Source organism: uncultured Stenotrophomonas sp. (assembly GCF_963519125.1).
In the GTDB taxonomy this organism is placed as follows: Bacteria; Pseudomonadota; Gammaproteobacteria; order Xanthomonadales; family Xanthomonadaceae; genus Stenotrophomonas.
In genome coordinates this window covers 106,020-126,749 of sequence record NZ_CAUQLJ010000002.1, presented here as the reverse complement: position 1 = coordinate 126,749, position 20,730 = coordinate 106,020, and the positions used below count along the sequence as shown (strand labels likewise).

The 20,730-nt window shown below is 66.4% G+C and carries 22 protein-coding genes; 11 read left to right on the top strand and 11 right to left on the bottom strand.

Annotated elements, in window-relative coordinates:
- Positions 1-271 precede the first annotated feature (271 nt).
- From RYM47_RS01980 to RYM47_RS01960, 5 genes are all read left to right on the top strand, one after another.
- Positions 272-640 (top strand): hypothetical protein, encoded by a 369-nt coding sequence (locus RYM47_RS01980; RefSeq protein ID WP_315385735.1) that lies wholly within the window; start codon positions 272-274, stop codon positions 638-640.
- A 623-nt stretch (positions 641-1,263) separates the two neighbouring features.
- Positions 1,264-1,794 (top strand): hypothetical protein, encoded by a 531-nt coding sequence (locus RYM47_RS01975; RefSeq protein ID WP_315385733.1) that lies wholly within the window; start codon positions 1,264-1,266, stop codon positions 1,792-1,794.
- Between the two features lie 51 nt (positions 1,795-1,845).
- Positions 1,846-2,262: a hypothetical protein gene (locus RYM47_RS01970; protein WP_315385731.1), complete on the top strand. Its 417-nt coding sequence runs from the start codon at positions 1,846-1,848 to the stop codon at positions 2,260-2,262.
- Between the two features lie 191 nt (positions 2,263-2,453).
- Entirely contained in the window at positions 2,454-2,888 is a 435-nt protein-coding gene (locus RYM47_RS01965) for a hypothetical protein (protein ID WP_315385729.1), read from the top strand.
- A gap of 104 nt (positions 2,889-2,992) precedes the next feature.
- Positions 2,993-3,310 carry a hypothetical protein gene (locus tag RYM47_RS01960; RefSeq protein WP_315385727.1) on the top strand — a complete coding sequence of 106 codons (318 nt, stop codon included), beginning with the start codon at positions 2,993-2,995 and terminating at the stop codon, positions 3,308-3,310.
- 131 nt (positions 3,311-3,441) lie between these two features.
- Here the strand turns inward: RYM47_RS01960 and RYM47_RS01955 are convergent, their stop codons facing one another.
- The 5 genes from RYM47_RS01955 to RYM47_RS01935 form a co-directional block, all read right to left on the bottom strand.
- The gene (locus tag RYM47_RS01955) at positions 3,442-4,698 is read right to left on the bottom strand and encodes a cysteine desulfurase (RefSeq protein ID WP_315385725.1); all 1,257 of its coding nucleotides are present in this window, start codon (positions 4,696-4,698) and stop codon (positions 3,442-3,444) included.
- Positions 4,695-5,957, bottom strand: a complete 1,263-nt coding sequence (gene sufD / locus RYM47_RS01950; RefSeq protein WP_315385723.1) for a Fe-S cluster assembly protein SufD — start codon at positions 5,955-5,957, stop codon at positions 4,695-4,697. The genes RYM47_RS01955 and sufD overlap by 4 nt, the downstream gene beginning before the upstream one ends.
- Positions 5,957-6,721: a Fe-S cluster assembly ATPase SufC gene (gene sufC / locus RYM47_RS01945; protein WP_315385721.1), complete on the bottom strand. Its 765-nt coding sequence runs from the start codon at positions 6,719-6,721 to the stop codon at positions 5,957-5,959. Before sufC ends, sufD begins: the two co-directional genes overlap by 1 nt.
- Positions 6,722-6,795: 74 nt before the next feature.
- Entirely contained in the window at positions 6,796-8,271 is a 1,476-nt protein-coding gene (gene sufB / locus RYM47_RS01940; RefSeq protein ID WP_315385719.1) for a Fe-S cluster assembly protein SufB, read from the bottom strand.
- A 16-nt stretch (positions 8,272-8,287) separates the two neighbouring features.
- The gene (locus RYM47_RS01935) at positions 8,288-8,740 is read right to left on the bottom strand and encodes an SUF system Fe-S cluster assembly regulator (protein ID WP_315385717.1); all 453 of its coding nucleotides are present in this window, start codon (positions 8,738-8,740) and stop codon (positions 8,288-8,290) included.
- Positions 8,741-8,872: 132 nt separating this feature from the next.
- Between RYM47_RS01935 and RYM47_RS01930 the strand changes: the two genes are divergently transcribed.
- Positions 8,873-9,340, top strand: coding sequence for an SET domain-containing protein-lysine N-methyltransferase (locus RYM47_RS01930; protein WP_315385715.1), 468 nt, complete (start codon positions 8,873-8,875; stop codon positions 9,338-9,340).
- 18 nt (positions 9,341-9,358) lie between these two features.
- On the opposite strand, the gene RYM47_RS01925 is transcribed toward RYM47_RS01930, so the two are convergent.
- The 4 genes from RYM47_RS01925 to RYM47_RS01910 all read right to left on the bottom strand — a co-directional run bounded on the left by RYM47_RS01925 (position 9,359) and on the right by RYM47_RS01910 (position 11,562).
- On the bottom strand, positions 9,359-9,955 hold the full coding sequence (locus tag RYM47_RS01925; RefSeq protein ID WP_315385713.1) for a DUF1439 domain-containing protein: 597 nt from the start codon (positions 9,953-9,955) through the stop codon (positions 9,359-9,361).
- A 64-nt stretch (positions 9,956-10,019) separates the two neighbouring features.
- Positions 10,020-10,553, bottom strand: coding sequence for a hypothetical protein (locus tag RYM47_RS01920; RefSeq protein WP_315385712.1), 534 nt, complete (start codon positions 10,551-10,553; stop codon positions 10,020-10,022).
- Between the two features lie 40 nt (positions 10,554-10,593).
- A complete protein-coding gene (locus tag RYM47_RS01915) occupies positions 10,594-10,902 on the bottom strand; it encodes a DUF3861 family protein (RefSeq protein WP_070206636.1) in 309 nt (102 codons plus the stop codon).
- 261 nt (positions 10,903-11,163) lie between these two features.
- Positions 11,164-11,562 carry an HU family DNA-binding protein gene (locus RYM47_RS01910; RefSeq protein ID WP_315385710.1) on the bottom strand — a complete coding sequence of 133 codons (399 nt, stop codon included), beginning with the start codon at positions 11,560-11,562 and terminating at the stop codon, positions 11,164-11,166.
- A 271-nt stretch (positions 11,563-11,833) separates the two neighbouring features.
- Between RYM47_RS01910 and RYM47_RS01905 the strand changes: the two genes are divergently transcribed.
- Positions 11,834-12,268: an OsmC family protein gene (locus tag RYM47_RS01905; protein ID WP_282246895.1), complete on the top strand. Its 435-nt coding sequence runs from the start codon at positions 11,834-11,836 to the stop codon at positions 12,266-12,268.
- 90 nt (positions 12,269-12,358) lie between these two features.
- On the opposite strand, the gene RYM47_RS01900 is transcribed toward RYM47_RS01905, so the two are convergent.
- Positions 12,359-13,234 carry a PhzF family phenazine biosynthesis protein gene (locus tag RYM47_RS01900; RefSeq protein WP_315385709.1) on the bottom strand — a complete coding sequence of 292 codons (876 nt, stop codon included), beginning with the start codon at positions 13,232-13,234 and terminating at the stop codon, positions 12,359-12,361.
- A gap of 139 nt (positions 13,235-13,373) precedes the next feature.
- Between RYM47_RS01900 and RYM47_RS01895 the strand changes: the two genes are divergently transcribed.
- From RYM47_RS01895 to RYM47_RS01880, 4 genes are all read left to right on the top strand, one after another.
- A complete protein-coding gene (locus tag RYM47_RS01895) occupies positions 13,374-15,977 on the top strand; it encodes a bifunctional aspartate kinase/diaminopimelate decarboxylase (RefSeq protein WP_315385708.1) in 2,604 nt (867 codons plus the stop codon).
- Between the two features lie 41 nt (positions 15,978-16,018).
- Positions 16,019-17,374 carry a UDP-N-acetyl-alpha-D-muramoyl-L-alanyl-L-glutamate epimerase gene (gene murL, locus RYM47_RS01890; RefSeq protein ID WP_315385707.1) on the top strand — a complete coding sequence of 452 codons (1,356 nt, stop codon included), beginning with the start codon at positions 16,019-16,021 and terminating at the stop codon, positions 17,372-17,374.
- Positions 17,355-18,764, top strand: a complete 1,410-nt coding sequence (gene murD / locus RYM47_RS01885) for a UDP-N-acetylmuramoyl-L-alanine--D-glutamate ligase (RefSeq protein ID WP_315385706.1) — start codon at positions 17,355-17,357, stop codon at positions 18,762-18,764. The genes murL and murD overlap by 20 nt, the downstream gene beginning before the upstream one ends.
- Positions 18,765-18,885: 121 nt before the next feature.
- Positions 18,886-19,680, top strand: coding sequence for a dienelactone hydrolase family protein (locus RYM47_RS01880; protein ID WP_315385705.1), 795 nt, complete (start codon positions 18,886-18,888; stop codon positions 19,678-19,680).
- Positions 19,681-19,718: 38 nt separating this feature from the next.
- Here the strand turns inward: RYM47_RS01880 and RYM47_RS01875 are convergent, their stop codons facing one another.
- Positions 19,719-20,717: a polyprenyl synthetase family protein gene (locus tag RYM47_RS01875; protein WP_315385703.1), complete on the bottom strand. Its 999-nt coding sequence runs from the start codon at positions 20,715-20,717 to the stop codon at positions 19,719-19,721.
- Positions 20,718-20,730 lie beyond the last annotated feature (13 nt).

Here is a 20,730-nt window from a genome sequence, read left to right as displayed (position 1 = left end):
GGCGCAGCGAGCGTTTTGGTCATTGGGCCGCCAAGCCTGGAGCCGGTAATCATCGCGCCCGGGCTGGTAAACGTTACCGATGCTACTTCCTGACGATGTACGTTCGATGCAATGCAAGTACCAGGGCGTACTACGGAACAATGTCTTCGTTGGGAGCGACTCAATGTTCAAGCAGCTACTTGAGACAGCACGCCTTCCTTGAGTCGACTGTACTCGACTCTGGCGGCGCGCTTCGTTAGCTATCACCTTCCAACTCTGACTGGTTGTCACGATGTCCGCTATCTCACAGCTTCCGAAGCTTGGACAAGACGCGATTGCGCTCCTTCTGCATGGCAGAGGTGTTCCTCGTGATCTTGTGGCGCAAACAAGCAGGATTGAGTCAGTAGTGAGGGACGAAACCTCCGCTGGCGTTTACGTGGACTTTGTTCTCACGACCGGCGCCGTTCCCCTGGAGGGGCAGCGGGACTTCCGCATCGCGGACTTGAGTGCTGTTACCGGCGACGCGAAGGAGCTGGAGTTCATTCTCTACGTGCGGAACGGATTCATCGCCTGCCTGGAGGTCTACTCAGTTTCTGACGTGCTTCCCTCTTATCGATACGCTCTCGGCGAATTCAGTGGAGTTCCGAGGGTCTACCAGTGACCTGGATGTGAGCGGCGCAATTGGCATCAAGGGGATCGAATTTTCAGATGAAAGACTTGCCGTATTGCGTGCCTTCTTCACCGTTTGGCAGGTGCATTACAAGAGTCGCGGCGGTGTCAATTGGGTTGGCGGTGTCCGCCTTGGTCGTTGGCGTGCCGCTTGGCTACTTTGAAGTCGAGTTGATTGCCAGCCTGGGACACATTAGTTTGCTTATTCCGCACGAGGTCTTGCTCGGGCTGGCTTACTTCCTGACCTGCTTCCCCTGTGCGCGTAAATGGCCCGGTGGCGCGGCGCCCAGAACCTTGCTCGCATTCGTTGTGGTTAAACTGCTTTCAGTCCCGTTGGTTGTGGGTACCAGTGCTGGGTTCCCGCCCGCAGTCCTGCTTCTTCTCAGCGTGGCCATCGGAGCGGCATGCGCACTCTTGGGGGCAATGGCTGGGGCGTGAGGAGGTCCTGAATCTACTCTGGAACAGCACTATTCGCTACCAGGATGAGGGAAAGGCTGTCCCTGTGATGGTGACGTCGACTTCAGGGGGAACATGTGCACCGTGCTGAAGCAGAGAACGGTTGCGGCGTTTTCCGTGTTGTTGATGTGACAACTACTTGATTCGAGGACGCCCCGAGTGGAGAGCAAGCGCTGGGATGAGGTACGTAAGCGGCGAACCTTGCTGGGCGATGAGAGAGCGCGCGCGCACTTGCGGTCACGCCACGGCGCTGCGCTGGTCCAGGCCATCAATGAAGCGGCCTCCTGCAACCTAAGTATCGATGACTTCCGGGCCAGGTCATTCGAGTGGAACATTTTGTGGCCGCGGGATATCCGTGATGCCCCGGGCCTCGTTCGTACTTATGTGGACCAAGCCGAAGCACTCAGGGTCATGCAGTGCGCCGAGCGCAGACTGGGTCTCGTTGAGGGCGAGATCGGCTTTCATGAGAACGACGATCTTGGATTCGCGCCCGTGAGCGGGTTCGCCGTCACCTCCATGGTGGCAATCGCGGCCTCCACCGGCGACTCGGCTCTGTTCCAATCTGAATCCGCTGGGGTCGTGATGCTCGTGGACTGTTATGGAAACACTGCCGATGAGCAGTTCAGCGTGCTGATCCAAGGGGCAGGGGGGGCACCAGGCCTTGCAGTGAGCTTCCCGGCGAAGCGTTGACAGCAGCGCAGGCCCCGATAACCTGTGGCGATTAGTGAGGAAGCCGAACCAATGCCTGCTTCGTGCCAAGTCACCCTATACATCAAGGGCGATGCGCTTGATCCGGATGTCATCTCGGGGATCCTGGCCGTCCAGCCAACCAAAGCTCACAGGATGGGGCACGCATGGACGACGTCCAATGGCTCTGGCGTAGTGGAGAAAACGGGACTCTGGAGGCTGACGTTGCAAGGCGACGATGCCGAAGTTTCTGCACTGATCGCTGTCATGGGTCGGATCGCGATGAGTGGGGGAACTGAGTTGGCGAGCCTGCCCGGAGTTGAGTCTGCATTCGTGGACGTGCTTCTGCTTACGGACGTGGATGAGCGCGGTGGAGGTGCGGGGCAGGTTACTCTCGGCTCAAACGCAGTGCAGATATTGGGGCGTCTTGGCTTGCCTGTGAATTTTACTTTCGCGGCTGTTGTTCCTTGATGGTGTGCAATAGCGAAGCGGTTTGCGTTCTCCAGTCAGGGATGCAGGGTATCTGGTAGAGTCGCGATGATGGGTGCCTCTTTCGAAAGGAAGCGAAGGTGATGACGACTGATTGGCTGAACTTCATCGAGTCCATCTTGCTTCCGACGATGCCACCTGACCTGCCGTTTGCGACTTAGGGTTGGGCGGGAATGGCTTTTGACCGTACGTTGTATGAGGATCTGGCGCCCGATATTGTTTGGAGTTGCTGGCTGGCGGCGCACAACAGCGGGGTCGGATATCCGTCTGGCCTCGCTGCGACCAGGTACAGAAACGCGGCTGATTCGGGGTCCATGGTTCACATCAAGGCAGACATGGACTCAGTTCGGGCGTATTGGGACGAGAACACCAATTTCCTGCGCGACCACTATGTCTGTTCGCTCGGCAAGCGTTGGATTGTCCGGCTGGATCAGGATACGACGCTGTTCCTGGGGCGACTGGAATTCATGCGATCAGTGACGAGCAGGTTGGGCGGGATCGGTGAGGTGCGGAAGATGATGGATGACGATCTCATCGGTGGAGCTGTAGATGTCGTTGGGCTCGGAGGCTATATCGATGGGCTGCTTGACCCGCTGTCAAGGCGCTGAAGGGAGTCGTAGATTTTCGGCTTTGATCGTGCCGATGACGTGTCGGCACGGCACCAACCTGTGATTCCTAGTGTGACGTCAGCAACGCCGACGCTTGGAGCAACGTGACATTGAACTTGCATGACTGGACACTGCTGGATGTACGGGTTGACTGGGCACTTGGGACCGTCGAAATCCACGCACTGGATCCGGCGTCGTCAGTGCGGCGCCTGGTCTTTGAGTCTCTGGTTGACGTTCTGATCGATCGGCGCGAGCCCTGGGGAAGTAGCAATTCGATCAATGAGGTTACGTGGAACCATGACGGCGAGGCTCTTTCGGTGAAAATTGAGCTGCAGTCCGGTGGTGGAGTCAGAATTACTGCGGGTTCGTGCAACCTGGATGGCGCAGAGTGCATTTTCCGCCATGGCATCCCCGGCATCTAGGATGTGCCGCGTGGGTTGCTGGCTCGGTTCCAGTGTCAATCTTCGCATGGAATGCGTGGCGAGACCGGTGGGTGCGGGGGGGCGTCCGCAGTTTGCAATCTGCGCACGACCAGCGGTCGTGCGCTACCAGGTCAGCCCAGCAGCTTGCGAACCTTGTTCAGCGCTGCGATGAAGCGCTCGATTTCGGCGTGCGTGTTGTAGAACGCGAGCGACGCGCGGCAGGTGGCTGCTACGCCGTAGTACTGCAGCAGCGGGTGGGCGCAGTGCTGGCCGGAGCGGATGGCGACGCCTTCCAGGTCGAGCAGGGTGGCCAGGTCGTGCGCGTGCGCGCCTTCGATCAGGAAGGAGACCACCGCCGCCTTGTCCGGCGTGGTGCCGAACATGCGCAGGCCTTCGATCTTGTTGAGCTCTTCGGTGAAGTGTGCGAGCAGTTCGCCTTCGCGTGCTTCCACGTGCTCCAGGCCCAGCGATTCGAGGTAATCCACCGCCACGCCGAGACCAATGAAACCGGCGATGTTCGGGGTGCCGGCTTCGAACTTGTGCGGGGCATCGCTGAACACGGTGCCGTCGAAACTGACTTCCTTGATCATCTCGCCGCCGCCCAGGAACGGCGGCATGGCATCCAGGTGCTCGCGCTTGGCCCACAGCGCGCCGGTGCCGGTCGGGCCGCACATCTTGTGGCCGGTGATGGCGTAGAAGTCGCAGCCGATCGCGGCAATGTCGACCTTGCGGTGCGGCACGGCCTGCGAGCCGTCGACCACGGTGATGATGCCGCGCTTGCGCGCTTCACGGCAGATCTCGCGAACCGGGTTCACGGTGCCCAGCACGTTGGAGACGTGGGCAACGGCGAGCAGCTTGACCTCGGGGGTCATCGCCTTGCGCAGCGCGTCGAGGTCGAGTGCGCCCTCGGGGGTGATCTCGGCCACGCGGATGGTGGCGCCGGTGCGCTGGGCGACCAGCTGCCACGGCACGATGTTGGCGTGGTGCTCCATGCGCGACACCAGGATCACGTCGCCGGCCTTCAGGCGCGGCAACGCCCACGAATAGGCCACCAGGTTGATCGCGAAGGTGGTGCCGCTGCACAGCACCAGCTCGCTGGCGCGCACGTTGAGGAAGCGTGCCAGCTTGGTGCGTGCGCCCTCGTAGGCGTCGGTGGCCTCGGTGCCCAGCGCGTGCACGGCGCGGCTCACGTTGGCGTTGTAGCGCCGGTAGTACTCGTCCACCGCGCCGATCACCTGCACCGGCTTCTGCCCGGTGTTGGCGTTGTCGAAGTACACCAGCGGCTTGCCGTGCACTTCCCGCATCAGCAGCGGGAAGTCCAGGCGCACGCGGTCCCAGTCGGGGGCGACCGCAGTGTCGGTCGCCGGGCGCGGGGTGGAGAGGTTCATGCCACGCCTGCCTTGGCCAGCGCGATGTCGAGCTGGCGGCGCAGCTGCTCGGTCAGGCGCGCGTCGAGCATGTTCAGCGGTTCATGGCAGAACGCGGCGCTGAGCAGCTGCTGGGCCTGTTCGGCCGGCAGGCCGCGCGAGCGCAGGTAGAACAGCGCGTTGGCGTCGAGCTGGCCGACGGTGGCGCCGTGGGCGGCCTTCACCTCATCCGCGTCGATCACCAGCGTGGGCTGGGTGTCGATCTCGGCGTCGGCCGAGAGCAGCAGGTTCTTGTTGGAGAGGTTGGCGTCGGTGCCATCGGCGCCGGCCCGGATGTGGATGCCGCCGTGGAAGACCACGCGGCTGCGGTTGGCGGCGACGCCGCGCCAGACCATTTCCGAGGCGGTGTCGCGCGCGATGTGCTCGATGCCCAGGCGGGTGTCGACGTGGCGGCGGCCATTGCCGAGCAGCACGCCGTTGGCGGTGAGCTGGGCGTTGTCGCCTTCCAGGCGCACGTTGAGTTCGTGGCGGCTGAGCGCGGCGCCCAGCTCCAGGTCCACGCGGCGGTACTGCGCGTCCCGGGCCAGCACGGCGTCGGTGCGCAGCAGGGTGGTGGCGCGGGCGCTGTCGGCCTGCACGCGGGCGTGCGAGAGCACGGCGTCCTTGGCCAGGTGCACGTGCACGAGGGTGTTGCCGAAGTGCGCGGCGTCGCCCAGGTCCAGATGGTGTTCGACCACGCCGAGCGCGGCGCCGGCGCGCAGCTCGATCAGGTGGCGGTGGTGCCAGGCCAGGTCGGCGGTGCCGGCGGCGCTGATGAAGACCAGCTGCAGCGGTGCGTCGACCTGCACGCCGTCATCCACGCGGACCAGCACGCCTTCGTCGGCCAGTGCGGCGTTGAGGCGGGCGAAGATCTCTTCGCTGCGCTCGAAGCGGCGGCCGAGGAAGCGCAGGGCGTCGTCACCGGCGTGCAGCGCCGAGGACAGAGTCTGCACCTGCACGCCGGCCGGCAGCGCCGACACATCACTGTGCGCGGCGGACGGGCGGCCGTTCACGAACACCAGCCGCGGCGACGGGATGTCGGCCAGCAGGGCAGGGTCGATGTCGGGCGCAGCCAGCGGCGCGGGCTGGAAGGTACGGCGTTCCAGCTGGCGCAGCGAGGTGTATTTCCAGGCTTCGCTGCGCGGGCCGGGCAGGCCGGCCTGCAGGGCCGCGTCGAGCTCGGCGCGTCGCGCGTCGCTGCCGCAGAAGCCGGCGGCAAGGGAATCCAGCAGGGCGCTCATCAGACCGCTGCCTCCGGCACCACGCGGTCCTTCAGGAAGTGGTAGCCGTGGGCTTCCAGTTCCAGGGCGAGCTCCGGGCCGCCGCTCTGCACGATCTTGCCGTCGGCCAGCACGTGCACCACGTCTGGCTTGATGTAGTCGAGCAGGCGCTGGTAATGGGTGATCACCAGGAACGAACGGTCCGGCGAGCGCAGCGCGTTGACACCGTCGGCCACGCTCTTGAGCGCGTCGATGTCCAGGCCGCTGTCGGTCTCGTCCAGGATCGCCAGCTTCGGCTCGAGCACGGCCAGCTGGAAGATTTCGTTGCGCTTCTTCTCGCCACCGGAGAAGCCTTCGTTGACGCCACGGTGCAGCAGTTCGTCCTTCAGGTGCAGCACGGCCAGCTTCTGGCGCACCAGCTTGAGGAACTGCATGGAATCGAGTTCTTCCTCGCCGCGTGCCTTGCGCTGGGCGTTCAGTGCCGCGCGCAGGAAGTAGGTGTTGTTCACGCCCGGGATTTCCACCGGGTACTGGAACGCCAGGAACAGGCCGGCAGCGGCGCGCGCTTCCGGGTCCTGCTCCAGCAGGTCGACGCCGTCGAACTGCACGCTGCCTTCGGTCACTTCGTAGCCGTCGCGGCCGGCCAGGACATTGCCCAGGGTGGACTTGCCAGCGCCGTTCGGGCCCATGATGGCGTGCACCTGGCCCGGCTGGATGTCCAGCGACAGGCCCTTGAGGATTTCCTTGTCGCCGATGCGGGCGTGGAGGTTTTCGATCTTCAGCATGGTGGGGGTTTCCGTGGGGCGGGCCGCGGCCCGCCGGTAAAGAGAATGCGTTTGCGAGGGGCAGGGGCGGGCGGTCAGCCCACCGAACCTTCCAGCGAGACTTCCAGCAGCTTCTTGGCTTCCACCGCGAACTCCATCGGCAGTTCGCGGAACACCTGCTTGCAGAAGCCGTCGACGATCATCGACACCGCGTCTTCCTGGCTGATGCCACGGGCGCGGCAATAGAACAGCTGGTCGTCGGAGATCTTGGAGGTGGTGGCCTCGTGCTCGACGGTGGCGCCCGGGTTCTTCACCTCGATGTAGGGGAAGGTGTGGGCGCCGCACTGCTTGCCGATCAGCAGCGAATCGCACTGGGTGTAGTTGCGCGCGCCATCGGCGTTGCGGTCCACCCGCACCAGGCCGCGGTAGGTGTTCTGGCCGCGGCCGGCGCTGATGCCCTTGCTGACGATCTTGCTCTTGGTGCGCTTGCCGATGTGGATCATCTTGGTGCCGGTGTCGGCCTGCTGGCGGTGGTGTGTGAGCGCCACCGAGTGGAACTCGCCCACCGAATCGTCGCCCAGCAGCACGCAGGACGGGTACTTCCAGGTGATCGCCGAACCGGTCTCGACCTGGGTCCAGGTGACCTTGCTGCGCGCGCCACGGCATTCGGCACGCTTGGTGACGAAGTTGTAGATGCCGCCGACGCCGTTCTCGTCGCCCGGGTACCAGTTCTGCACGGTGGAGTACTTGATCTCCGCGTCTTCCAGCGCGACCAGCTCGACCACGGCGGCGTGCAGCTGGTTCTCGTCGCGCATCGGCGCGGTGCAGCCTTCCAGGTAGGACACGTAGGCCTTGTCCTCGCACACGATCAGGGTACGCTCGAACTGGCCGGTGTGGCCGGCGTTGATGCGGAAGTAGGTGCTCAGCTCCATCGGGCAGCGCACGCCCTTGGGAATGAACACGAAGCTGCCATCGGAGAACACCGCCGAGTTGAGCGCGGCGAAGTAGTTGTCACCCACCGGCACCACGGTGCCCAGGTACTGGCGCACCAGCTCCGGGTGTTCCTTGATGGCCTCGGACATCGAGCAGAAGATGATGCCCTTCTCGGCCAGTTCCTTGCGGAAGGTGGTACCGACCGACACCGAGTCGAACACCGCATCCACCGCCACGCCGGCCAGCTTGGCGCGCTCGTGCAGCGGCACGCCCAGCTTGTCGTAGGTGTCCAGCAGCTCCTTGGGCACGTCATCCAGCGAGGCGTACTTCGGGCCCTTCGGCGCGGAGTAGTAGCTGAGCGCCTGCAGGTCGATCGCGGCGATCTGCAGCTTGGCCCAGTTCGGCATCGGCATGGTCAGGAAGTGCCGGTAGGCGGCCAGGCGCCATTCGGTCATCCATTCCGGCTCGTCCTTCTTGGCCGACAGGGCACGGATGGTGTCCTCGTCCAGGCCGGGCGGCAGCGAGTCCGATTCGATGTCCGTGATGAAGCCGGCCGAATACTTGCGGCCGAGCTGCTCATGGATCTCGCGGTTGGGGGTATCGCCGGGGGCGACGGTGTCGAGGGTATCGGTGGCCATGGGGGCTGCCTGTAAATCAGGAGACGACATCCGCCGCGATCACGCGACGGGTGCCATCAACAAGGGGAAGAGGGGGCAGGATCTGCGCCAGGCTGACCTTGCGCAGTGCTTCGGACACCACGTCGTTGATCATCCGCCAGCTGCTGCGCGCGCCGCACTGGAGCTCGCGTCCGCACTGGCTGTGGTCGTGCGCGCACTCGGTCAGGCCCAGCGGGCCCTCCATGGCTTCGACGATCTCGAACAGGCTGATCTGGTCCGCGGCACGGGTCAGCCGGTAGCCGCCGCGGACGCCGCGCAGGCCTTCAACCAGGCCGGCCTGGGCCAGCGGCTTGAGCAGCTTGCTGACGGTGGGCGGTTCGAGGCGGGCGAATTCGGCCAGTTCGGTCGCGCTGAGTACCTCGCCCGGGCGTGCGGCAAGGACGGTCAGGACGACGGTGGCGTAATCGGTGAGCTTGGTGACGCGGAGCATGGGGAGGGCAGAGCCATAAAGCGGACTGAAATTGTACGCTTTTATGCGCGGGCATCCAACCCGTCGTGTTCAGGTAGGCATCATCACGACTATTAAGCGAGAATCGACCATCCCAACGTAACGGCCAGCCTGATGCCCAAGAAGATCCAAGCCCGCAAATCCTCGATCCACGGCAATGGCGTGTTCGCGCTGGCGCCACTGAAGAAGGGCGAACGGGTCATCCAGTACAAGGGCCTGCTGCGCAGCCACGCCGATGTGGATGCCGATGATACCGGGGATGTGGAAAGCGGTCACACGTTCCTGTTCACCCTGAACGACGACTACGTGATCGACGCCAACTACAAGGGCAACGATGCGCGCTGGTTGAACCACAGCTGCGACCCGAACTGCGAAGCCGTGATCGAGGAAGCCGAGGGCGACAACCGCCGCGAGGACAAGGTGTTCATCGAGGCGATCAAGGACATCCAGCCCGGCGCCGAGCTGACCTACAACTACGGCATCACCCTGGCCGAGCGCCACACGGCGCGCCTGAAGAAGATCTGGGAATGCCGCTGTGGCTCGAAGAAGTGCACCGGGACGATGCTGCAACCGAAGCGCTGACGGACAACGGTGTTGGGGTTATTTCCCCAACACCCCGGCCGGCACCATCGCGCCCAGGTCCTGGTTGAAGGTCACCACCAGCTTGCCGTTCTGCACCTGGGCCGACTGCACCTGCAGCGCGCCGAGCAGGGCGCCGACGGTCGGGTCGATTTTGTAGATCGGCTCGCGCCGGGCGTAGTCGGTCAGGAACACGTTGAGCAGCTCGCGGGTGCGCGAGTCCAGCCGACCACCGTTGTTGGCCGGGGTGAAGTCGTCCACGGTCGGCTGGTCCAGGTGGAAGCCCTGGGTCTGCGCGTCATAGCGCAGGCCGCTGCTCAGCTTGACCTTGCCCAGCGGCGCGGGGGCGCCACCGGCGGTCGCCAGCGCCACGTCCATGCCCAGGTCCAGCCGGTTGCCCTGCGGCAGGGTCAGCTTGGGATGGCTCATGGTCATGGCGATCAGGCCGCCCAGCGCGTCCTGGGTGCGCGGGAAGCTGCCATCGAGGTACTGCTGCACGTCGGCGGCACCGACCGAAAGGTTGCGACCGGAAATGCTGGGAGCGGCCTGCGCGCCGACGGCAGCGGCGATCAGGACGGTGCAGGCGGCAAGGCGGGCGAACATCGGGCGTAGCTTCATGGGCGCAGGCGCTGGAGTGGGATGCAGACACGATAGCGGGTCTGGATGAATCGGTGCTACACGGCTATTGCACCACCGGCTGCAGTGATGCGCCCTGGATTTCCCAGCCGCTGCCGTCGGGGCGCGGCTGCAGGCGGTACCAGCCCTGGAAGATGAAGGTGCCCGTACCGGTGATGGCGCGGACCCGCACCGGGACCTCGCGCAGGCGCGAAGGCTGTTCGGTGTCGCGGGCAATGGGACTGTCGGTGTCGATCCGCAGGTTGCGCAGGTCGGGAATGTCACGCAGCACTGCGTCGTCGGGGCGGGAGCTGGTACGGCCACCGCTCCAGTAAGCGTCCGAGGCGCTGCGGTCGCGGTTGAGCAGGGCATACACGTAGTTGCGTACGGTGGTGCCTTCGTCCGCGGCGCCGGGTGCCACCGCGCTGAGCGTTGGCGACGCCACGCTGGAGAGCGCGCCTTCCGCGGGCGGCGCTGCATCCGCCGCGGGCGCTGCGTGGGCGAGGGGAGCGGCATCCGGCCGCGCGCCCCCGGCGACCGGGTCGGGCTGGCAGGAGCACCCTGCAAACAACAGCGGCAAAAGAAACACGACGCGACGCATGGCGCACCCTCCCCGGTGGAGGGCAGAGTGTAGCGGTGCTTCAGGGCGCGCGCTGTATTCCATCCAGGGCGCTGAGCACCTGGTCCAGCTGCGGCTGCAGTGCGGTCAGCGGATGGCTGGGCTGGTCGGCGTAGCGCTGGGCCAGGTCCTGCAGCAGCTGGGTGGCGACGATTGCCGCGGCGCGCTCGTCGCCGCTCAGGCCGGTCTGGCGCCGGGCCACCTCCAGCAGCCGCATCCAGTCCTGCTGGGCACGGTGTTCCAGTTCGATGGTGCAGCGTCCGCTGCACTGCAGCCCGTCCTTTTCGATCGGGGTAACGGTGATGCGATAGCGTTGCGAGGGGCTGGCCATGGCGGTGCACTGTGGGGGGATGGACCCACCTTAGGCGCGGCGACGGGTCGGGGCGACAGGCGCGGCCGCACGCAGTGTTCCACCTTGTGCGTTCCGCTTTTGCGCGGATCCTCCGTGCAGCCCGTGGCGGCAGGGTCTGAACCGGCGGGCCGGGTGCTGCCGACGTTTGGCAACGCTGTGTTTCGCCAGCGACGCGGTGCCCCAAAACGAGGACGGGACGGCCAAGGCCGTCCCGTCCGGGTGCTGCAGGAAGCGCGCAGATTACAGCGCGGCGTCCTTGAGCTTCTTGAGCGGACGCACCTTCAGCTTGGTGGTGGCCGGCTTGGCGGCGAACCACTGTTCTTCCTTGGTGAACGGGTTGATGCCCTTGCGCTTCGGCTTGGCGGCAACGCTGACGGTGGTGATCTTCAGCAGGCCCGGCAGGGTGAAGCTGCCTGCGCCCTTCTTGTGCACCGAGGACGACACTGCGGTTTCCAGCGAGGCCAGCACTGCGCGGACGTCCTTGGCGACAACGCCGGAGGCTTCTGCGATGTGTGCAACCAGGCCGGACTTGGTCAGCACTTCCTTGATCGGCTTCGGAGCGGCCGGCTTGGCGGCTGCCTTCGTCGCGACTTTCTTCACTGCCTTCTTCGGGGCAGCCTTCTTAGCGGTCTTTGCCATGGTTTCCTGTTCCGTGATCGGTTGGTTGGGTGGTCGCGCCGAACCCATCGGCAAGCGAAATGTAGGGCAACAATGCGGCGCCGCCAATAGGCAAACGCATAAAAATTCGGCTTTTCTGCAATTTCGATTACCGCAGTGCATCAGGACATGCCCCGAAATGCGGTCCCGAGACGCCCTCCGGGCCGCTTTTGGGAGCCCCGGCTGGCCAGACACGGCGCTAACGCCCTCCGGTCTACGCTGCACTTGCCATTCACCCACAGAGGAAGAACCGATGGGCATTTCGCGTCACGCCACAGCGCACTGGGAAGGTGACCTCAAGACAGGCAAGGGACAACTCAGCACGCCGCAGAGCGGCCTGCTGGACAAGACCCGCTATGCCTTCAGCAGCCGCTTCGGCGACGAAAAGGGCACCAACCCGGAAGAACTGATCGCCGCCGCGCACGCCGGCTGCTTCACCATGGCGCTGTCGGCCAAGCTCACCGAAGCCGGTTTCGTGCCGACCTCGCTGGACACCGAGGCCAAGGTCGACCTGTCGATGGAAGGCGGCCCGCAGCTCTCGCAGATCACCCTGAAGGTCAAGGCGGTGGTCCCGAACATCGACGCGACGCAATTCCGCGCGATCGCCGACGACGCCAAGCAGAACTGCCCGGTGTCCAAGGCGTTGAGTGCGGTGCCGATCAGCCTGGAAGCCGAATTGGCTGGTTGATGGGGCCGGTAGAGCCACGCCCTGCGTGGCTGCGCGGTGTACGGTTCGCGCGCAGCCACGCAGGGCGTGGCTCTACCGGCATTCGGTCCATTACCAGGTGATCGTGCCTTCGATCACCGTCTGCACCTGGCCGCCGGACCAGACTTCGCCGTCTGCGTCCACATGCAGTGTCAGCCGCGCATCGTGGCCCACTTCGCGGCCTTGGCTGACCACGTAGCTTCCCGCGCGACCGGGCAGCGCACCGCGGCTGTCCAGCCACGCCGCCAGCACCGCATTGGCCGCGCCCGAGGCGGCGTCTTCAAAGCGTCGACCGTTGCCGACGAACGCACGGACGGCCAGGTCGTAGTCACTACCCGCAGCGCGCGCGTAGGCAAACACGCCCATGCTGTCGGTACTTTCGGCCAGCGCCGCGACCGCGTCCCAGTCCGGCGACAGGGCGCGCAGCGCGACTTCATCGGCGAGCGCCACCACCCACCAGCTGCGGCCACCGGCCATGCGCGCCGGCGGCAGTTCGCCCAACGGCCAGCCGGCCAGGGCTGCCTGCAGACGCGGGTCGCTGGCGGTGGTCACTTCTGCCACCGTCGCGCGCGGCGTGCGGATCGCGATGCTGCGCGTGGCGCCTTCGCCCACCACCCGCAAGGGCAGGGCACCGGCAATGCCGTCCTGTACCAGCAGGCCGTCCACTGCCTTCGCCAAGCCGGCGTCCAGCACTGCATGCGCGGTACCGACGCTTGGGTGGCCGGCAAACGGCACTTCCTTCTGCGGGCTGAACATGCGGATCCGGTAGCTGGCGCCGGGTGCCTGCGGGGCGAGCACGAAGGTGGTTTCCGGCAGCCGGGTCCAGCGCGCGATTGCCTGCATCCGGGCATCGTCGAGGCCTTCGGCGTCCAGCACCACGGCCAGCGGGTTGCCCGCACCGGGATAGGGGGAGAACACGTCAAGCTGGAGGAAGCGGCGGGCAGTCATGGCAGGTCGGTCAGGCGGAACGGTCGGGCAGCTTAACAAGGCCGGCCGGGTCTGACGGGGGCGGCCGGTTGGCATAGAATCAGAGGTTCGGCCCGGCGTGCCGGGTCGTTCCCCCCACTACCTACCCATTCTTACCTCCATGTCAGCTTCCCCCCTTGTCGATCGCTGGATCGTACTGAAGTTCGGCGGCACCTCCGTGTCGCGTCGTCACCGCTGGGACACGATCGGGAAGCTGGCGAAAAAACGTGCGGAAGAAACCGGTGCGCGCGTGCTGGTGGTGGTCTCTGCGCTGTCGGGGGTCACCAATGAACTGACCGCGATTGCCGATGGCGCCGCCGACAGCCGCGCCCGCGTGGACGCGCTGGTGGCGCGCCACCGCGAGTTCCTGGCCGAGCTGGCGCTGGACGCCGGCACGCTGGACGCGCGCCTGGCCGCGCTGCAGGGCCTGCTGGACGACCCACGCGCGGCCACCCGTCCGCTGGACTGGCAGGCCGACGTACTCGGCCAGGGCGAGCTGCTGTCGTCGAGCATTGGCGCCGCGTACCTGCGCGCCAGTGGCCTCGATTTCGGCTGGATGGACGCACGTGAGTGGCTGCAGGCGCTGCCCCCGCAGCCCAACCAGAGCGACTGGTCGCAGCGCCTGTCGGTGAACTGCCAGTGGCGCTCGGATGCCGAGTGGGCGGCGGGTTTCCGCGCGCAGCCGACCCGCATGCTGATCACCCAGGGCTTCATCTCGCGCCACGCCGACGGCGGTACCGCCATCCTCGGCCGCGGCGGCTCGGACACCTCGGCGGCGTACTTCGGCGCGCTGCTTGGCGCCAGCCGGGTGGAAATCTGGACCGACGTGCCGGGCATGTTCAGCGCCAATCCGAAGGACGTCCCGGACGCGCGCCTGCTGACCCGCCTGGATTATTACGAAGCCCAGGAAATCGCCACCACCGGCGCCAAGGTGCTGCACCCGCGCTCGATCAAGCCGTGCCGCGATGCCGGCGTGCCGATGGCCATCCTCGATACCGAGCGCCCGGAACTGCCGGGTACCAGCATCGACGGCAGCGCTGCACCGGTGCCGGGGGTGAAGGCGATCAGCCGCCGCAACGGCATCGTGCTGGTGTCGATGGAAGGCATCGGCATGTGGCAGCAGGTCGGCTTCCTGGCCGATGTGTTCGGCCTGTTCAAGAAGCACGGGCTGTCGGTCGACCTGATCGGTTCGGCCGAAACCAACGTGACCGTGTCGCTGGATCCGTCCGAGAACCTGGTCAACACCGACGTGCTGGCTGCGCTGTCGGCCGACCTGTCGCAGATCTGCAAGGTCAAGATCATCGTGCCGTGCGCGGCGATCACCCTGGTCGGGCGCGGCATGCGCTCGCTGCTGCACAAGCTGTCGGACGTGTGGGCGACCTTCGGGCGCGAGCGCGTGCACATGATTTCGCAGTCGTCCAACGACCTGAACCTGACCTTCGTCATCGATGAAGCCGACGCCGACGGCCTGCTGCCGATCCTGCACGCCGAGCTGATCGACAGCGGGGCGATGCCGGTGGAAGAGGGCGAGGTGTTCGGCCCGCGCTGGCGCGAGATCGCCGGCACCATCCGCCCGCGCGAAACCGCCTGGTGGCGTGGCCAGCGCGAGCACCTGCTGCACCTGGCGCAGGCCGGTACGCCGCGTTACGTGTACAACCTGGCCACGGTCCGCGCACGTGCGCGGGCGCTGGCGGCGATCAAGCCGATCGACCAGCGTTACTACGCGATCAAGGCCAACAGCCACCCCGCCATCCTGGAACTGCTGGAGCAGGAAGGCTTCGGCCTGGAATGCGTCTCGCACGGCGAGCTCAAGCATGTCTTCAACGCGCTGCCGACGCTGTCGCCGCGCCGCGTGCTGTTCACCCCCAGCTTCGCCCCGCGTGCCGAGTACGAAGCGGCATTCGCGCTCGGCGTGACCGTGACCCTGGACAACGTGGAAGCGCTGCAGCGCTGGCCGGACCTGTTCCGCAATCGTGAGCTGTGGCTGCGCGTGGACCTGGGCCGTGGCGAAGGCCACCATGCCAAGGTCCGCACCGGCGGCAAGGATTCCAAGTTCGGCCTGCCGATCGCCCGAGTGGACGACTTCGTGCGCCTGGCCGGCGAGCTGGGCACCCGCGTGGTCGGCCTGCACGCGCACCTGGGCAGCGGCGTGGAAACCGCGCAGCACTGGCGCCTGATGTGCGACGAACTGGCTGGCTTCGCGCGCCGCATCGGCAGCGTGGAAACCATCGACATCGGCGGTGGCCTGCCGATTCCGTACAGCGCCGACGACGAACCGTTCGACCTCGAGGCCTGGGCCGTGGGCCTGGCCGAGGTCAAGGCGGTGCACCCGGCGTTCCGCCTGGCGATCGAACCGGGCCGCTACCTGGTGGCCGAATCCGGCGTGCTGCTGGCCACCGCTACCCAGGTGGTGGAAAAGGACGGCGTGCGTCGGGTCGGGCTGGACGCGGGCATGAACACGCTGATGCGCCCGGCCCTGTACGACGCCTGGCACGACATCGAAAACCTCAGCCGCCTGGGCGGGTACTCGGAGGCGATGTTCGACGTGGTCGGGCCGATCTGCGAGTCCAGCGATGTGTTCGGCAAGCGCCGCCGCCTGCCGGCTACCACCGCGCCGGATGACGTGATGCTGATCGCCGATGCCGGCGCCTACGGCTACGTCATGGCCAATACCTACAACCAGCGTGAGCTGCCGCGCGAGGACATCATCGACGATGTGCCCTGAGCGCCGCCCGCTGTTTTCCCTCATGCCCCACCGGACCCACCATGACTGCTGCATTCGATAAACACCAGGTTGCCTGCTTCCGCTTCGTCCGCTGCGACTTCGCCGCGGACACCGGCGTGGCGCAGCTGGTCTACGCCTTCGACAACGGCCCGGAACTGGTCGAGACGGTCACCATTCCCGGTGCGCCGTTCGTGCTGGAAGGGGCCCGCGCCGAGGCGGTGCAGCGCGCGCTGCGCCTGCTGCACCTCATCGCCGGTGTCAGCTACTACAAGGCCGGCGTACCGGAGCAGGTGCGGATCGACAGCTACACCGTCGACGCCGACACCGCTGCGCTGGTGGAAACGGTGTACCTCAACGGCCTGGGGGAATTCGCCTACCGCAATGGCCTGAACCTGCGCGGTCGCTTCCGCCTGCCGGTGGAGGGCGAAGCGGTTGCCGCGTCGGCGGTGGGCCTGCGCGAGCATGCACTGGTGGCCATCGGCGGCGGCAAAGATTCGCTGGTCAGCATCGAAGCGCTGCGCACGCTGGGGATCGCCGAAACGGTGACCTGGATCGGTGGTTCGCAGTTGATCCGCGCCTGCGCAGAGCGTACCGGCCTGCCGATGCTCAACATCGGCCGCACGCTGGCGCCGGAGCTGTTCGAGCTCAACCGCCAGGGCGCGTGGAACGGGCACATCCCGGTGACGGCGGTGAACTCGGCGATCATGGTGCTGGCCGCGTTGCTGCAGGGCGTGGACCAGGTGGTGTTCTCCAACGAGCGCTCGGCCAGCTATGGCAGCCAGATCCCGGGCACCGGTGAAGTGAACCACCAGTGGTCCAAGGGCTGGGCCTTCGAGCAGGCGTTCGGCGAGCATCTGCAGCGCCACGTGGCCGCCGACCTGCAGTACTACTCGCTGCTGCGCCCGCTGTCGGAACTGGCGGTGGCGCGGCAGTTCGCGAAAACCGATTTCTACGACGCGCATTTCTCCAGCTGCAACCGCAACTTCCACATCCTGGGCGAGCGCCCGGTGAACCGTTGGTGCGGGGTGTGTCCGAAGTGCCACTTCGTGTTCCTTGCGCTGGCCCCGTTCATGCCCAAGACCCGGCTGGTGCGCATCTTCGGCCGCAACCTGCTGGACGATCTGGAGCAGGCCGGCGGTTTCGACGCGCTGCTGGAATTCCAGGACCACAAGCCGTTCGAGTGCGTGGGCGAGGGCCGTGAGTCGCGTGCGGCGATGGCGACCCTGGCCGCGCGTGCGGAATGGAACGAGGATGCGCTGGTGAAGCGCTTCATCCACGAGATCCGGCCGCAGCTGGACGCTGACGAGCTGCAGATCGAGCCGTTGCTGGTGCTGGAAGGCGAGCACCGCATTCCGGCGGCGATCTGGGAGCGCCTGCGTGCGAATTTCGCAGCTTGAAGGCAAGCGGGTTGCCTTGTGGGGCTGGGGCCGTGAAGGGCGTGCGGCGTTTTCGGTACTTCGGCAACGCCTGCCCGCGCTTGAGCTGACCCTGTTCTGTCCCGAGGCCGAGGCCGCCGCCGCGCGCGCCGAAGCCGGCAGCGCACTGCAGGTGCGGTCGGATGTGAGCGGCGACACGCTGGCCGCGTTCGACGTGGTGATCAAGTCACCGGGAATCAGCCCTTACGGCGAAGCAGCCCTGGCTGCTGCTGAACGGGGCACGCAGTTCATTGGCGGCACTTCGCTGTGGTTTGCCGAGCATGCTGACGCCGACGGCACCGTGCGCAATACCGTGTGCGTGACCGGCACCAAGGGCAAGAGCACCACCACCTCGCTGTTGGCGCACCTGCTGCGCGCCTCCGGCGCGCGCACCGGGCTGGTCGGCAACATCGGCCTGCCGCTGCTGGAGGTGCTGGACCCGCAACCGGCGCCTTCGTACTGGGCGGTGGAGTTGTCCAGCTACCAGACCGGCGAAGTGGCGCGCAGCGGTGCGCACCCGCAGGTGGCGGTGGTGCTGAACCTGTTCCCCGAGCACCTGGACTGGCATGGCAGCGAAGCGCGTTACATCCAGGACAAGCTGGCGCTGGTGACCGAAGCGGCGCCGCAAATCGCCGTGCTCAATGCGGCTGACCCGCACCTGGCCGGATTGTCACTGCCGAGCAGCGAAGTGGTCTGGTTCAACCAGCCGCAGGGTTGGCACATGCGCGGTGAGATCGTGTATCGCGCCGACCAGCCGGTGTTCGACACCGCGAACACGCCGCTGCCGGGACGCCACAACCGCGGCAACCTGTGCGCGGTGCTGGCTGCGGTGGAAGCGCTGGGCCTGGACGCAGTGGCGCTGGCCCCGGCCGTGCAGGAGTTCCGACCGCTACCCAACCGGTTGCAGACCATCGGCACCCGCGATGGACTGCGTTTCGTCAACGATTCGATCAGCACCACACCGCACGCCAGCCTGGCCGCGCTGGAGTGTTTCGCCGGCCAGCGCATCGCGCTGCTGGTGGGCGGGCACGACCGGGGCGTGGACTGGCAGGACTTCGTCGCGCACATGGCGCGCGACGTGCCGCCGGTGGAGATCGTCACCATGGGGGCGAACGGCCCGCGCATCCACGCGCTGCTGCAGCCGCTGGCCGATGCCGGGCGGTTCGGCCTGCATGCGGCAGGCGACCTGGACGAGGCCGTGCGGCTGGCCCGCGCCGCGCTGGGCGGGCAGGGCGGGGTCGTGTTGATGTCGCCGGGCGCGCCGAGTTTCGGGGTGTACAAGGATTATGTCGCCCGCGGCCGGCATTTCGCCGAGCTGGCCGGGTTCGACCCGGACCAGATCACCGCGATCCCGGGGATCGGGGTCGCCTGATCCGGCATGGCGTAGCGACACGCCATGCGTGTCCCACGGGAGGCCTGACACCGCGGAAACCCCCATCCAACGTCACATCCCCTGTGCTTTCATAAGGCTCTTTCCCGAAAGGAGCAGGCGCATGAAGCAGCAATGGCGGTGGGGTGCGGCACTGGTGCTGGGCATGACGGCGTTGCCGGCGCTGGCCGCGATGCAGGCCAAACCGGTCGAATGGAAACACGAAGGCACCACCTTCAGTGGCGTGCTGGTCTACGACGACGAAGACAATGACAAGCGCCCCGGCCTGGTCATGGTGCCGAACTGGAAGGGCGTGAATGACTCGGCCATTGCCAAGGCCAAGCAGCTGGCGGGCGACGACTACGTGGTGCTGGTGGCCGACGTCTACGGCAAGGGCGTGCGCCCGAAGACCGACGCCGAAGCCGGCCCGGTGGCCACCAAGCTGCGCAACGACCGCCCGGTACTGCGCGCCCGCGCGCTGAAGGCGCTGGAGGTACTCAAGGCCCAGGCCGGCACCGCGCCACTGGATGCCTCGAAGATCGGCGCGGTGGGCTTCTGCTTCGGCGGCACCACGGTGCTGGAACTGGCCCGTGCCGGTGCACCGCTGGCCGGTGTGGTCAGCCTGCATGGCGGGCTGGGTTCGCCGCTGCCGGCCAAGGCCGGTGACACGCATCCGTCGGTGCTGGTGCTCAACGGCGCCGACGACAAGAGCGTCAGCGCGGAAGACATCGCCGGCTTCCAGCAGGAAATGAACGCGGCCAAGGTGGATTGGGAGTTCACCAACTACAGCGGCGCAGTGCACTGCTTCGCCGAAGCCGACGCCAACAGCCCACCGGGCTGCGCGTACAACGCACGCGCGGCGAAGCGCGCGTGGAAGAGCCTGGATTCGTTCTTTGAAGGCTTGTTCGACAAACGGTAATCAGACCGTAGTGCCGGGCTCTGCCCGGCACCTCGACCTCAATGCGAGCGCTGCACCGCGTAGCGGGCCAGGCCGCGCAACGCGGCTGCCGCATCGTTGTCCGCCAGGCCGTCGAGCGCACGCTCGGCGGCCTCGGCATATTCCTCGGCCCGCTGGCGGCTGTATTCGAGGCCGCCGGTTGCATGGATCGCAGCCAGCACTTCCGGCATCGCCTCGGCGTCGCCGCTCTGCACGATCTCGCGCAACCGCCCACGGGTAGCCGCATCCGAATGGGCCATGGCATGGATCAGCGGCAGGGTGGCCTTGCCCTCGGCGAGGTCGTCGCCCAGGTTCTTGCCCAACTCGTCGGCATTGGCCGAATAGTCCAGTACGTCGTCGGCAATCTGGAACGCGTAGCCCAGGTGCATGCCGTAGTCGTACAGGGCCTGCTGGGTGGCCGCGTCCACGCCGCTGGCCAGCGCGCCCAGCTTGGTGCCGGCGGCGAACAGCACCGCGGTCTTGCGCTCGATCACGCGCAGGTAGGCGGCCTCGTCCGTATCCGGGTTATGCACGTGCAGCAGCTGCAGCACCTCGCCTTCGGCGATCCGGTTGGTGGTGTCGGCCAGGATCTGCATGACCGGCATGCGGTCCAGCTCCACCATCAGCTGGAAGCTGCGCGAGTACAGGAAGTCGCCCACCAGCACGCTGGGCGCATTGCCCCACAGCGCGTTGGCCGTGCTGCGGCCACGCCGCAGGCTGGACTCGTCGACCACGTCGTCGTGCAGCAGGGTCGAGGTATGGATGAACTCGATGATCGCAGCCAGCTGGTGGTGCTCGGGCCCGGCCTGGCCGACCGCGTGGCCGGCCAGCATGACCAGCATCGGCCGCAGGCGCTTGCCCCCGGCGGAGATGATGTGGTCGGCGATCTGGTTGATCAGCACGACATCCGAAGACAGTCGGCGGCGGATCAGCGCGTCCACGGCGGCCATGTCGGGCGCGGCGAGCGACTGGATCTGGGGCAGGCCCAGCGCGGGGCGGGTGTCTTCGATGATGGTCATGCGGTCTGACTTT

Coding starts and splice junctions, on each gene's coding strand:
- RYM47_RS01980 (WP_315385735.1), top strand. CDS start 272: ATGTCCGCTATCTCACAGCTTCCGAAGCTTGGACAAGACGCGATTGCG.
- RYM47_RS01970 (WP_315385731.1), top strand. CDS start 1,846: ATGCCTGCTTCGTGCCAAGTCACCCTATACATCAAGGGCGATGCGCTT.
- RYM47_RS01965 (WP_315385729.1), top strand. CDS start 2,454: ATGGCTTTTGACCGTACGTTGTATGAGGATCTGGCGCCCGATATTGTT.
- RYM47_RS01955 (WP_315385725.1), bottom strand. CDS start 4,698: ATGAACCTCTCCACCCCGCGCCCGGCGACCGACACTGCGGTCGCCCCC.
- sufD (WP_315385723.1), bottom strand. CDS start 5,957: ATGAGCGCCCTGCTGGATTCCCTTGCCGCCGGCTTCTGCGGCAGCGAC.
- sufC (WP_315385721.1), bottom strand. CDS start 6,721: ATGCTGAAGATCGAAAACCTCCACGCCCGCATCGGCGACAAGGAAATC.
- sufB (WP_315385719.1), bottom strand. CDS start 8,271: ATGGCCACCGATACCCTCGACACCGTCGCCCCCGGCGATACCCCCAAC.
- RYM47_RS01935 (WP_315385717.1), bottom strand. CDS start 8,740: ATGCTCCGCGTCACCAAGCTCACCGATTACGCCACCGTCGTCCTGACC.
- RYM47_RS01930 (WP_315385715.1), top strand. CDS start 8,873: ATGCCCAAGAAGATCCAAGCCCGCAAATCCTCGATCCACGGCAATGGC.
- RYM47_RS01925 (WP_315385713.1), bottom strand. CDS start 9,955: ATGAAGCTACGCCCGATGTTCGCCCGCCTTGCCGCCTGCACCGTCCTG.
- RYM47_RS01920 (WP_315385712.1), bottom strand. CDS start 10,553: ATGCGTCGCGTCGTGTTTCTTTTGCCGCTGTTGTTTGCAGGGTGCTCC.
- RYM47_RS01915 (WP_070206636.1), bottom strand. CDS start 10,902: ATGGCCAGCCCCTCGCAACGCTATCGCATCACCGTTACCCCGATCGAA.
- RYM47_RS01910 (WP_315385710.1), bottom strand. CDS start 11,562: ATGGCAAAGACCGCTAAGAAGGCTGCCCCGAAGAAGGCAGTGAAGAAA.
- RYM47_RS01905 (WP_282246895.1), top strand. CDS start 11,834: ATGGGCATTTCGCGTCACGCCACAGCGCACTGGGAAGGTGACCTCAAG.
- RYM47_RS01900 (WP_315385709.1), bottom strand. CDS start 13,234: ATGACTGCCCGCCGCTTCCTCCAGCTTGACGTGTTCTCCCCCTATCCC.
- RYM47_RS01895 (WP_315385708.1), top strand. CDS start 13,374: ATGTCAGCTTCCCCCCTTGTCGATCGCTGGATCGTACTGAAGTTCGGC.
- murL (WP_315385707.1), top strand. CDS start 16,019: ATGACTGCTGCATTCGATAAACACCAGGTTGCCTGCTTCCGCTTCGTC.
- RYM47_RS01880 (WP_315385705.1), top strand. CDS start 18,886: ATGAAGCAGCAATGGCGGTGGGGTGCGGCACTGGTGCTGGGCATGACG.
- RYM47_RS01875 (WP_315385703.1), bottom strand. CDS start 20,717: ATGACCATCATCGAAGACACCCGCCCCGCGCTGGGCCTGCCCCAGATC.